The 12,435-nt window shown below is 51.3% G+C and carries 13 protein-coding genes and 1 pseudogene; 1 reads left to right on the top strand and 13 read right to left on the bottom strand.

Annotated features, from left to right (window positions below):
• Positions 1–342: 342 nt before the first annotated feature.
• From KMAL_RS14675 to KMAL_RS14635, 9 genes are all read right to left on the bottom strand, one after another.
• Entirely contained in the window at positions 343–768 is a 426-nt protein-coding gene (locus KMAL_RS14675; RefSeq protein WP_041247394.1) for an acyl-CoA thioesterase, read from the bottom strand.
• 123 nt (positions 769–891) lie between these two features.
• Positions 892–1,380 carry a MaoC family dehydratase gene (locus tag KMAL_RS14670; protein ID WP_014106213.1) on the bottom strand — a complete coding sequence of 163 codons (489 nt, stop codon included), beginning with the start codon at positions 1,378–1,380 and terminating at the stop codon, positions 892–894.
• 146 nt (positions 1,381–1,526) lie between these two features.
• Positions 1,527–2,606, bottom strand: coding sequence for a 2Fe-2S iron-sulfur cluster-binding protein (locus KMAL_RS14665; RefSeq protein ID WP_158309235.1), 1,080 nt, complete (start codon positions 2,604–2,606; stop codon positions 1,527–1,529).
• A gap of 42 nt (positions 2,607–2,648) precedes the next feature.
• A complete protein-coding gene (paaD, locus tag KMAL_RS17930) occupies positions 2,649–3,185 on the bottom strand; it encodes a 1,2-phenylacetyl-CoA epoxidase subunit PaaD (RefSeq protein ID WP_081477903.1) in 537 nt (178 codons plus the stop codon).
• Positions 3,185–3,940: a 1,2-phenylacetyl-CoA epoxidase subunit PaaC gene (paaC, locus tag KMAL_RS14655; protein ID WP_014106210.1), complete on the bottom strand. Its 756-nt coding sequence runs from the start codon at positions 3,938–3,940 to the stop codon at positions 3,185–3,187. Before paaC ends, paaD begins: the two co-directional genes overlap by 1 nt.
• Before the next feature lie 10 nt (positions 3,941–3,950).
• Positions 3,951–4,226 (bottom strand): 1,2-phenylacetyl-CoA epoxidase subunit PaaB, encoded by a 276-nt coding sequence (paaB, locus tag KMAL_RS14650; protein WP_014106209.1) that lies wholly within the window; start codon positions 4,224–4,226, stop codon positions 3,951–3,953.
• Positions 4,219–5,259 carry a 1,2-phenylacetyl-CoA epoxidase subunit PaaA gene (gene paaA / locus KMAL_RS14645; protein WP_014106208.1) on the bottom strand — a complete coding sequence of 347 codons (1,041 nt, stop codon included), beginning with the start codon at positions 5,257–5,259 and terminating at the stop codon, positions 4,219–4,221. Before paaA ends, paaB begins: the two co-directional genes overlap by 8 nt.
• Before the next feature lie 51 nt (positions 5,260–5,310).
• On the bottom strand, positions 5,311–6,639 hold the full coding sequence (locus KMAL_RS14640) for a phenylacetate--CoA ligase family protein (RefSeq protein ID WP_110096315.1): 1,329 nt from the start codon (positions 6,637–6,639) through the stop codon (positions 5,311–5,313).
• A gap of 16 nt (positions 6,640–6,655) precedes the next feature.
• On the bottom strand, positions 6,656–7,438 hold the full coding sequence (locus KMAL_RS14635; RefSeq protein ID WP_014106206.1) for an enoyl-CoA hydratase/isomerase family protein: 783 nt from the start codon (positions 7,436–7,438) through the stop codon (positions 6,656–6,658).
• A 402-nt stretch (positions 7,439–7,840) separates the two neighbouring features.
• Between KMAL_RS14635 and KMAL_RS14630 the strand changes: the two genes are divergently transcribed.
• Entirely contained in the window at positions 7,841–8,590 is a 750-nt protein-coding gene (locus KMAL_RS14630) for an MBL fold metallo-hydrolase (RefSeq protein WP_158309234.1), read from the top strand.
• A gap of 476 nt (positions 8,591–9,066) precedes the next feature.
• Here the strand turns inward: KMAL_RS14630 and KMAL_RS14625 are convergent, their stop codons facing one another.
• The 4 genes and pseudogenes from KMAL_RS14625 to KMAL_RS17695 all read right to left on the bottom strand — a co-directional run.
• Positions 9,067–9,672 (bottom strand): flavin reductase family protein, encoded by a 606-nt coding sequence (locus tag KMAL_RS14625; RefSeq protein WP_035373518.1) that lies wholly within the window; start codon positions 9,670–9,672, stop codon positions 9,067–9,069.
• Between the two features lie 210 nt (positions 9,673–9,882).
• The gene (locus tag KMAL_RS14620) at positions 9,883–10,611 is read right to left on the bottom strand and encodes a pirin family protein (protein ID WP_014106203.1); all 729 of its coding nucleotides are present in this window, start codon (positions 10,609–10,611) and stop codon (positions 9,883–9,885) included.
• Positions 10,608–12,200: an efflux transporter outer membrane subunit gene (locus tag KMAL_RS14615; protein WP_014106202.1), complete on the bottom strand. Its 1,593-nt coding sequence runs from the start codon at positions 12,198–12,200 to the stop codon at positions 10,608–10,610. Before KMAL_RS14615 ends, KMAL_RS14620 begins: the two co-directional genes overlap by 4 nt.
• Positions 12,187–12,312, bottom strand: a pseudogene (locus KMAL_RS17695) (HlyD family secretion protein); the annotation flags it as partial. The gene KMAL_RS14615 and the pseudogene KMAL_RS17695, both read right to left, overlap by 14 nt.
• Positions 12,313–12,435 lie beyond the last annotated feature (123 nt).

The following is a 12,435-nucleotide window of genomic DNA, read 5'->3' as shown; positions in this document are numbered from 1 at the left end:
CGACCGAATGGACACTCGTTGCTCTCGCATACAACTGTAAAAGAATGGCGCGGCTTCAGGCAGCATAAGCCAGGTCAGCCTTGGCGTTATCAGCCGCAAAATGCCCAACCCGACAGGCTGCTAGCGCCGCAGTAAATTGCCACCAGCAGCTATTGTCTGCTTTTCTACCTTCAGGGCAGATCAACTCCCAGAGCCCTTCTTCGCGCAGGGCATCCCACCCGTCTTGATCAAATTGATGGGGGGCTATACCGTCCCTTGTCCTAAGCTTGATGCCCAGACGTTTGTAACGGTCGTAGATTGACTGTCCGTTCCCTTGCCACTCCATGACGCTTCCCTTTCACGTCACACCGTTAACTCGACCGCATCTTGGAAAGCGTTAACTTCGTCTCGAAATTCCGCACTTACGGGGACAGTTGTGTTTCGGTCATAATCGAACATGACATGTTTGGAATAAGTACGGGCGATGACAGGGCGTTCATCCGTATCTTTATAAAAGATGTGCTCCATTTCGAAACTTTTGTTCCCGAAGCCCGTGACCTTGCTTTCGATGATAAGGACATCCCCGAAGAATGCCGGAGCTACGTATTCACAAGATGTCTTAACCATGATCTGCGGTAGTTTTTCGGAGCGGGGAAGGCCGAGTAGTGCGAACATGTATTCAAGATAAGCATGCTGAAGATAATCATAGTACACAGGACTGCTAACATGCCCCATTGAGTCCGTATCCCTATAACGGACGGGAATTCTTGTCTGGAAGGATGTAGCCATTGTTTTTCTCCGAAGTGCCCAGAAAAGACGCCAGAATCGACTAGGATGGCACTTATAGTATGGCAGTTTCACAAACCACGTGATTCCGATCTACTGTTAATATTACCAGTATTTCGAGGAAGACTAATCAGAGGACCCTGCGTTGCAGCCTGACGCAAATTCGTCGCTAACGTAGGTAAGCATATTCATTGACATAACTTCAGCATTTTCCTCGTTGAGAGCAGTGACCTCCCATGTAACAACACCTCCCGAGGGGAGCCCTTTACGACGCGCCTTCTGTTCTGTGCCAACGCATCTCATTTTTGCACGCAATGTGTTACCTGGAACGACAGGCTTGAGAAAGCGTAGTCTATCAATTCCATAATTTACGACGACGCTCCCCTGACGCGGCAAACTAATTAGTCCCGAAATGATGGCCAATATTAAGTATCCGTGGGCGATACGTCCATTGAACACGGTTTTTTTAGAGGCCATCTCATCTGTATGCAGGTAGAAATAATCTCCAGAAATACCAGAAAACATCACGATATCGGTTTCGGTAAGTGTGCGGCCATGAGTGGTGAATTCCACAAGTTGCGAGATTTCTGAGAAGGGTATTTCGAAGGGATGCATTGGAGACTCCTCGCAAGATATAAGATGGAGGGTTCGAAAAACCCTCTTTTGAGTCGATTATGAAATCATAACTCATTGATATTGTTGCGGACAAAAAGCCTTAAATAGGGGTTTTTCGAACCCGCCAGATAAATGTTTCTCTAACTTCATGCTAACGATTGACGGATTCCCAGTGCATCATCACACGAGACAGTGCAGGAAGCAGTAGGGCGGTATTGGCATGCCAGCACAACGTCCACTCCTTGGTGCGTGGTATGATAATCTTCCTCCGAATGTGTCACCACCGCACGACATGTTTTACAAACACCGGTCCTACATGAATGCGGCAGAACCACCCCCGCACGAAGGGCTGCCTGTAGCAGTGTCTCACCATTAGGGTCCACTGGGACGATATACTGGATGCCTCCATGCAGGACCGTTACGACAACCTCGCTTCCCGACTCTGCTCGGCTAGCATCTTTTTCGTCCTTGACCGTGAGCGTTGAACCACCAAATCCTTCAGTGCGGACTGCCGAAGCAGGGATGCCCGCAGCAAGGAGTTCCGTTTCGAACGGACTGTGGAGCGCGGGAGGGCAACAGGTCACCGCAATGTCGGGCAACGCTTCCGGATGCACACAAGCCTTTACTAGCGCTTGAATTGCAGGCTCGGTAATTCGCCCCTGGCGGATATCTTTTCCATCGTCATAGCCGGTACGCGTAAATCGGTTCAAAATGGAGAAACGGCTGTTATAAATATCCTTCAATGAACAGAGTGCATCCAGAAACATCACGGTCTGTGGCGAGCGATTAATGTAGAGTAGAGTAATATTTGCATATGGGTTACTTTTAAATACCGATTTCATTAAGCTCATTGCAGGAGTAATGCCGCTCCCCGCACAGATTGCTAATACCTCTCTCGCGTTTTGTATTTCATAGTCAGTTGCGAGAACATTGCCCAGTAAGTTAGACACCTCGAGTTTGTATCCAGATCTAATTTCTTCGACGAGGGAAGTAGATACCCCTGCCCGTCCGCTTGCACGAATACCAAAGGTCACCTTGTCGTCACCTATGCCACTTGCGACCGAATAGGATCTCCCTTGCGTCGAATTTGCCCCCAATTTACGAATAGTAACGAAATGACCTGGGCGTACCGCATTCATCGAAAACGGTAGATGCTGTGGGTCGAGAGAAAATTGAATCGAATTTTCCGCTTCTCTTACCGCCTCCTGGACGATCGTGGTTGTCATTCGCGTCATCACTACTGCTCCTATCAAGATCCAACGGCATTCTTATCTGCAACGAAAGACCGCCTGCGGTTCACCGCACACCTCACACCGAGCCATTTGAAGACAGGGGGAGGCTCCAAAGGACGAAGTTATGATAAGATTATCGCTCCCGCATGCGGGACACTTTGGTGCTAGTGATTGCTCCCTTGGATGTTTTTGTGCCGGAACGGTGCTTGGGGATGATATGTGAATACCCTCCGCCCGAAGTTTCTCTGCCCCAGCCTCACTGATGTCCGATGGAGACCATCCGGGAGAAAGCACTCTATGAACTACTGCTGAGGGTATACCAGCCGAATTTAAGGCACGAATGATGGATTCTTCTATATAACGTAAGGCGGGACAGCCAAGATAACTCGGTTTGAGGCCGACATGCACTGATCCCATTTCGTTAATCGTTACGTCGGCAATCATGCCCAGTTCGACAACAGAAACGACTTGAAGTTCGGGATCGCGAACATCTGAAAGTATCTGCCAAACTCTCTCGGCAGATTGCGCCGAGCTCCAATGGCTAGACTTAAATTCGTGCGTTACACCGGTCATCACCAGATTCCTCCAGGAAATTCCCGATAAACCGACTGGGTTTCTGAAATCAGGCGCCCAAGGTGTTCTGTATGATAGCCGTCGTATCCACACCTGTACCTGTCAGGCAGAGAGGGCAAGGCAAGGCCAACCTCACGCAACAAATCAGTTGCACGATGATGCCACGAACACCGAGTTTGTGATTGTAGGTGATCTGTGACATCAAACTCTTCTGAGAACAAGGATAGTTCTCTTGTGTGGGGCCAGACGATATCTAAAGCGGATTGGATCCGTTGTTTCGCAATGGCCGTGCCAACGGACAAACGGCGTATCCAGTTGTGAGCATGGTCGACGTGGTACTGGATTTCCACAATGGCCTTTTCTGAAAATGAATAGAACTTCTCATCGGCAATCTTGTTGCGTTGAAACATATTTTGCAGAAACGAGGAAAAAATTAGATTCCTCAATACCAGATCAGCAAAAGAATATTGCGGAAGCTCAATAAACCGAAAATTTCGATATTGTCGGGCATCGCGCTTAAAAACCAGCGTATCTGGCGTCTCGGGAAGTTCTACTCGGTTGATCGTCTCTTGGTATAGATACCTTGCATAGCTGAGTGTGTCCAAAGCAATATTCGAGATTGCCATTTCCTCTTCCAGAGATGGTGCTTGCCCACACCATTGACAAAGACGCTGGGTTTGAATGAAACAACTGTCGGCCAGTGTCAGTGTAAACGCAGCGCTCTTCGGCAACTGATTTTTTTTGTCTTCAAGCACAGCCGTTCTCCTAGATATCTTCGACGCCCTCGGGGAGAGAGTAATATCCAGCGTAACGTTCGGGATGCTCGTCAGCCGAGGCGAAATAAACGTCCCGGATGTCAGGATCTAGCGCATGGATATTTTTCGACTTTACGACCCAAATCGCGATAGCCTCCTGACGACGCGTATAGAGATCTCTTGCGGCCTGAAGAGCTAATTCTGGGTCGGCTGCGCGGACACTGCCACAATGGCGAAAATCGATTCCATTTTTTGGGCGGATAAACACTTCCCATAATTCAGGCATGGTTCGGATCTCCTGCCGCATAATTACCCTGCTGCGCCTCGTATTTCTCTGCGGCATCCATTACCCACTCATTATCGTCACGCGCGCGTCGTATATTTTCCAGTCGATCCTGGTTACACATTCCCCTGCCGCCAATGACTTCGTAGAACTCCTCCCAATCTGGTTGGGTAAATACGTAATTTCCGGAAACGGGACACCATTTCAGACTCGGATCCGGTATTGTGACGCCGATGATCCGAGATTGTTTTGCAATCGTGTTGACGAATTCCTGCCGAAGCGTGTCATTCGTCTTAATTTTTATCCCCCATTTCATCGACTGCGCACTGTTATTACTGTCTGTGTCTGGTGGTCCGAACATCATAAGAGAAGGAGCCCACCAACGGTTTATAGAATCCTGGATCATGGATCGTTGGGCGTCAGTTCCCTCGGCAAACATCCGATAGAGAGCTTCGAATCCCTGACGTTGGTGAAAGGATTCCTCGCGGCATATTCTGATCATCGCACGCGCATATGGGCCATACGACGTTTCACAGAGAGTGACTTGATTAAGAATAGCTGCCCCGTCTACAAGCCACCCGATTGTACCAACGTCTGCCCACGTCAACGAAGGGTAATTAAACACGGAGCTATACTTAGCACGCCCGTCAATAAGCGCGTCGGTTAGGTCCTTTCGCTTTGCCCCGAGGGTTTCTGCTACGGAATAGAGATAAAGCCCGTGCCCGGCCTCATCCTGCACCTTCGCGATTAATATTTGCTTTCGCTCAAGTGACGGTGCAGAAATTAGCCAATTTGCTTCGGGTAACATTCCCACTATCTCTGAATGGGCGTGTTGACTCACTTGCCTTATTAAGGTCTTACGGTATGCATCTGGCATCCAGTGACTTGCTTCCACTCTCCCGCCGTGTGCGACATAAGCGTCGAACACGTCCTCCTTGCTCTGAATTTGGATGTCGGACACATTGGCCATTGAGGGCTCGTCGAGAGGTGACATAACTGATTTATTCGGCAAGTTAGAAAGTTGATTAATAGTCATGACAGAATTCCCTCATGTAGCGATGCGGGTCTCAATCGAAAGCTGAGCACACTAGATTTTTCCCATGCGGCTATCGAAAATACGCTTGACCTTAGAGCCGCCGAGATTTGCGAGAATGCCAGGCGCGCAGATCTTTACTTTCGAGCTTACTCCGGTTTTCATCTGTACGAGTTTTGTAAGCCTATCAGCAATGTCATTCGTAGAAGTTGCAGAAGCAAGAGGGTAGGATGACTCACAGTGAAGCTCCATTTCATCAAGGTGCATTGGCCGCGATAGATGTATCTGGTAGTCAGTACCTAACTCTGGAAACTGGCAGATAATTTCTTCTATGGTACTCGGAAAGATATTCAGCCCCCTGACGATAAACATGTCGTCCGCACGCCCCGAAATGCGATCGATCCTTTGAAACGTAGACCAAGTTGGCGGCAATAGACGGGTGAGATCGCCTGTTCGATACCGCACAATTGGTAGGGCTTCCTTCGTTAAGCAGGTAATTACCAATTCACCGAGTTCGCCCGATGGAACCGGACGCAAAGTTTTCGGATCGATGATTTCAGCCAGAAAATGGTCTTCCCATAGTGTCAGCCCATCCAAGGTTTCTCCGTTTTCACAGGCGACCCCTGGGACCATTATTTCAGATAGACCATAAATATTTACGGGTGTGATATTATATGGGAAGTCGGTAATTATCCGGTTACGAAAGTTTTCCGACCATTGCTCCGCTCCTAGCACTGCCACCTTCAGTGAACATTGTTCTTTCGTGATTCCACGAGCAGCCATCGCGGTTAGAAGCACGCGAAGATAGCTTGGTGTGCAGAGTATGACCTTTGGTCCCAAATCTAGAATTAAATCAACCTGACGGTCTGTATTGCCAGTTGATGCAGGCACTACTACGCACCCAGCAGCTTCGGCCCCGTAATGTGCGCCAAGCCCGCCTGTGAATAGCCCATAATTGAAAGCGATTTGAACAGTATCACCTCGGCGCGCGCCGGCAACCGTCAACGATCTCGCCATCAGGTTGGCCCACGTGGACAAGTCCTCAGCGGTATAGCCTACGACAGTTGGCTTTCCAGTTGTGCCTGATGAGGCATGGATGCGTGTTAGCTGACTTTGCGGTACAGCGAATAGTCCAAATGGATAGGTCGCACGAAAGGCGTCCTTCGTAAGAAGAGGTAGTTTAGTAAGATCCTCAATATCGCGAATGTCTTGCGGCCCTATGCCGTGTTCTTGAAACATCCCTCGATAATAGGGGACTCGTTCGTAGGCCCACGACACAATATTGCGAAGTCGTCGTGACTGGTGATCGAGAAGCTCATCGCGTGAGACATGCAGCAGGCGTTGCTCGTCGCGCTGGCTGACGGAAGGAGAGTCAACGTTCATGGTAGCCTCCGGCCCACTACGAATGTTTTTTCTTTGGTTTGTTTACGAACGCATCTATAGCCTGGCATGTTGCAGTAGACTGCTGTCGTATTTTCTGGCCGACGGCTTCTTTTAGAATAGCCGCTTCAAGGTCACCGTTATAAGATCCGTCAATTAGTTTGCGCGTTGCTGCAAGAGCTTGGTTATCTACTAATGAGAGCTTCTCCGCCAGAGTAATAGCAAAACCGTCGACCTCGTTATCATCGCGGACTTTCCAGGCCATCCCAGCTTCTGCTGCTTCGTGCGCGGACAGGGGCTGACCGGTAAGCGCCATACCAAGCGCTCGGACCCTTCCAATGGCTCGGGTCAGAAAATATGTCAGTCCACCATCAGGGATTAGGTGAAGACGCGAAAATGGAAGGCTGATCTGACATGTATCCCCAAGTAATACGATGTCGCACGCAAGCATAACTCCTACTGCTGAGCCAACAACCATGCCACGGGCCGCACATATGGTTGCTCCGTTAAATTTGTTCAGGACAGAAATTAGTGGCAGATAGTCTTCAATAACGACAAGCCCAAAGTCTCTGGTATCATGCCCTTCAACCATACCGAGGTCGTGAAGATCATGACCTGACGAAAAACACGTTTCTTCTCCACAAAGAATAAGGACTTTGATATCGGGCGATCCTGACAATACTTCTATTTTTTCAGCAAGCTCGTGCAGAAGCCGACTGGTGAAACTGTTACGTCGGGCACCTCGCGTGATGCGTATGCGCGCAACGCCAGCATGTGGGTTATCGATCGACCAATCTGCCATGGCAAAGTACTCCACGTATCGTACGTTTCGCTCGTTATGGAGGCGCTGAGAAAGGGTTCGGCAGCACTATAGCATTAATGCTGACGCTGCCTCCTTCCGCGCCCATCGTTAACGAGGATGCCACATGGATGGACAAAAAAAATACTGTAATTTCTTACGGTTTTTTTGTTGAAATTTTATGTATAGGTTGGTGTCGCAACGTAGTTGCATGAATAATAATGTGTAGCTTTTCGGCATAGGGGATGATGCCCGTACCTCGGAAAGCAGTTTCTTGGACGTTAATTGATATTTATGTGCTACGGAGCATCATGTATCATGTCAAATAGAAATGCATGGAAAGTCTATGAGCCTCCTCCGCCGAAGGGTGAGCCACTGTGTGTTACGACAGGAATACGGCGCATCGTGACCACGGACTGCGGTCCTATGACTTATCATGGAACTAACACGTGGCTTATTCAGACCGAGACAGGTACAATTGTAATTGATCCAGGAAGCGATCATCCCGGACATATCAATTCAATACTTAATGCGACAGGAGGGAATATTGAGTATATTTTGATTACCCATTGGCATGCCGATCATTACGGAGGCGCACGGGAGCTTCAGGAACAGACGGGAGCTCCGGTTGCTGTTCACAAGAACAGTCTTGCAAATGAACAGTTGGAGATAATTCGGCTGGAAGACGGAGACGTCATTGGGGGCCTTCAAGCCATAGGCACTCCGGGTCATACACTAGATCATATCTGTTTTGCTACGCAAAATGGCGTTCTTTTTACCGGTGATCATATAATGGGGTGGTCGACATCCGTTGTACCTCCGGCTCCTGAGGGAAATCTTAGGCTATATATGGAGAGCCTAAAACTTGTGCTGTCACGTAAAGACGCCCTTTTGCTTCCGGCGCATGGGCCACCGCTTCATGAACCGCAGTTGGTCGTTAGAGCACTATTGTGCCGTCGTATTGAGCGTCTAGACGAAATCCGGGCGTTATTAACCAAGAGGCCTTTAACGCTCGATGCACTCGCGCTGCGTGCCTACAGACTAGCTGACAAGCATAAACACGAGGCCGTCCGCCTCACACTGTTGTCACATCTTGAGGAATTGGCTCGACTGAACATTGCGAGGTGTGTGGAGGAAGCTTGGTATTTAAATTAGAGCCTGTCAGACGTGGATGGTGTTAGAAATCCCTAGGTGTTTGCCTTCGGATCTGTGATTGCTTACCTCCTATTCAGAAATTACAGACGGTACGGTCTGTTCGAAAAATAGGCGTCACCTATGGTACCATGAGGCCGAGGGTGCGTAATATCGCCTAAAGTATGCGCCGTTTCCTCTTCCTGGACCGAGTCTTGCGCTGCCGCATAGCAAGCGGGGGCACAAATACCGCTCTGTTCCCAACACAGAGCAAGGACCACAGTGGCAAGAACCAGTATCCAACGGTCGTGCCACATGAAGTCAGGGCGATTATGCTTCAATCAGGTGAGCATCGCGCGAGTAAAGACGTCCGTAAGCTGGCGACAGAACACCTTTTTGAAGTCAGATATAAAATCAGTCAGTTACGAGATTTGGAACGATATCTTTATGTTCTGATATTCTAATGCCGGGGTGACAATAAACCTCACTGCGCGATCCCTTCAGGATCTTATGACACGGGCCATACGACCCAATTCAGATCCGACACCGTGATAAGTCTTGTAACTGAATATAAGAGGATCCCATTTTACCGGATCAATCTGACCAGACGTTTCATCAAGGATCCCGACCGCAGCATGCATCGCGACGGCTTTTGCGATGATAACGGAGAACCCTTCTGGATTATCCGAAACGTCGGTCACTGTATTCACGACGGCCTCAATCTGGATCGGACACTCGGCAACGCGTGACGGACCCCCTTCGGTTGATGTGAGCCGCGTCAGCCCTGCAGCCTCAAACTTGTCCCGACAATAAGAGAAGTGTGTTGCTTTATGGTCAGGAACGGGATTTTTCCCTGTAAACACTGCAATACGCTCAATTGATTCCCACATATCTGCAGAAGGAAGGTTTACCGTCAGTCGAGGCCGATGACGTAAATTTTCCATAGCCTGAGACGCACATCCTAAGCCAAGCACTACGAAGTCCCTGAGGGACCAGGATGACGACATGGGCGTCAGATTTTCCGAGCCGTCGCTGTTCTGCGTACAGACCAAGGCGACCGGCGTACCGTAATACATGCTTCGATGAGGGATACGAGTTGTCTTCATTATTCTGTACTCCCGAAAATATAGATCCATAAGCGGGGTCAGTTGTTCGGGACGTGCTGACCGAAGTTACCGGAACTTCACGAACCGATGAGTCTGTATATATAGCGCCCCACGTTGGTAGTCCTACCCCAAAATTCCCCTATCTTTATGAATCAACTTGTTTCTGAACGAACTATCACTTTAACGTGTCCCATGAAAACACTCAGGTCTTCAGGCCGTATCAATCAACAGGATGGTGGGATTGGTCTCGCCCTGAAGTCTTACCTCTATTTCGTTATAAATTGCCGCACCCGCCCCGCTACTGATAGGCTGATCATTGATCTTTATCGTGCCCGAAAGCACGATGAGGTAAAGCAGCCGTCCCGCTCCTGTGGTGTAGTGCGTCGTAACTCCCGACTGCAGGATCATACCCATGATCCGCGCAGACGCACGAAGCGGAACTGGTTCGTCTGCTTGTCCGCTATCGGTGTCTTCTGGTGAATCCTCGGCGAAGCCGCTCGCCAGAATGGCGAGCGCATTTTGCCCATGCCGAACCGGACGGTGATGAACCACACTCTCCGGCACCCCGCCCTCTTCGTCCGGCAGCAGCCATACCTGCACGAACGAAGAGTCCGGACTGGCGGCCCACCATTTCGCCTCCTGAATTCCCTGCCCTGCACTGAGCAAATGGATATCGCCCTCTTGAAGCTGATGCGGTGCCTGACCGCCAACTTCGGCAAAAAAATTGCCTTTGAGAACAATTGTGACAATATCTCGCGCTTCCTCTTCTCCCAGCCGGAATTCGGCAAACGGCTCGAAGACAGCGGTATTGATTGCACGAATCTGCCCCCAGTGGACGTGAGCTGGATTGCGGTATTCCGCGAAAGAGAAATGACAGCGAATGACCACGCCAGGTTGCGTGACCGTCCCCATATCCCTGGCGGCACGAAGTATGATCATGATTTCCCCTTTGCCGCTGATGACGAGCCTGCCGCATAACGGCGCCCCTCAACCGGGAACCGCCGCTCCCATCCCCCACCGAGCGCACGGTAGAGACGAGCCGCCGAGGTGGAGACGTTGGTTGTGGCCTGCACAAGCTGGTTCTGGGTCGCCAGAAGCGCATTCTGCAAGGTCAGGACGTTCAGGAAGTCGGACGATCCTTGCACATACTGGGCCTGAGCCGTTTGCACGGCGATCTGGTTTTCCTTGACGGCTTCAGCGAGACGATCCCTCTGGTTCTGCGCCGCCGAGAGATCAGCCATGGCGTCGTCGATTTCCTGCCAGGCTTTCAGGACTGTGCGCTGAAGCATGACAGCGGCCTCCCTCTGCTGCGCCTTGCGCAGGCGGAGCTGCCCCGTCAGTCGGCCACCTTCGAAGATCGGTAGTGTCGCTGTCGGTCCGAACCCGTACTGTCGCGATGCCCATGACCCCAGCCCGCTGAACTGGAGCGCCTGCACATCCAGACTTCCCGACAGCGTGACACGTGGGAAGAAGTCGGCGATGGCCACACCGATATTGGCCGTCGCGGCGTGCAAACGCTCCTCAGCCATACGGATGTCCGGCCGCCGTTCGGCCAGCTCGGACGGCAGGCCAACCGGCACAGACACTGGCACGGGCGGAACCGGCGCAGGTTTACCAAGCTGCGCCGTGAGAGCACCCGGCTCGCGTGCAACCAGAAAACTCAGCGCGTTGATCAGATGCACTTCCTGGCTTTTCAGAACGGGAAGACGGGATTCAAAACTGTACAGTTGGCCCGTGGAATCTGCGACATCCAGGCGGGTCGCCGCCCCTTGAGTAAAACGTAAAGTCGTTAGTTGCACGCTATGGCGCGCGATCCCTATGTTATTTTCGACAATCCCGATCTGGGCCTGCACCCCCCGCAGTTCGAGGTAGTCCTGCGCGGTTTCCGCCATGAGCGATACCAGCACGTCGCGCCGCATATCCTCGGTCGCGCGCATGGCCGCTGTCGCAGCCTCGACCTGTCGGCGGACATGACCCCAGAAATCCACTTCCCACGAGGCATTCATACCATATTGCGGCAGGTTGAAGGATGAAGCGCCTGCGGCCCCCGGAAGGCGTGTGGGACCGAATCCCTGCGTTCCACTCGCGATTGACCCTGCACCCTGCTCTTCCATGGTGCCAAGCAGACCCAGCACACCATTGGGACTGGCCCGCTCCCGCGCATAGGAGGCATTGGCTTCAGCGTGCGGGAACTGGGCAGCGCTCGCAATCCTGCGCTCCGCCATGCTCTCGGCGAAGCGATAGGCTGCTGCACGCAGGTCAAGATTGGCTCCCGCCACCTGCTGTTCAAGTGCGGTCAGGACGGGATCATTATAGATGTTCCACCATTCCGGATCGAGCGGCGCCTGTACCGGATGACTTTCAGCGGACACGACACTCTGATGCCAGGATGTTGGCGAGGCCGGTGATGATTTATGGTAATCAGGTCCGACCGTGCATCCTGCTATGGGTAGGCCGAGAGCCAGCCATGCGGCCAAGCGAGAACGTAATAGACGCACGGTGGCGATCGTCGTCTTACTGCCAGACATAGCGCGCGTCCCTGGCCTTGCTGCCTTCCGGCGTTGAGGACGTATCGATGCGGACCTCGACGGACATGCCCACCCGCACACGAGCAGCCAGGGGCTGACCGGGATCAAAGGTGGAGGGTTCTAAAAACCCCCTGGTTTTGAGGTCTTCTGTATGATTCTATTTCTTCTGCGTTGATTGAGGGAATGGCGATATGAAGCAGCCTGGTTTTTTTGATGTTGAAGAGCGGCTTTCCCG

Source organism: Novacetimonas maltaceti (assembly GCF_002906255.1).
Lineage (GTDB): Bacteria > Pseudomonadota > Alphaproteobacteria > Acetobacterales > Acetobacteraceae > Novacetimonas > Novacetimonas maltaceti.
This window is presented reverse-complemented; position numbering and strand designations above follow the sequence as displayed.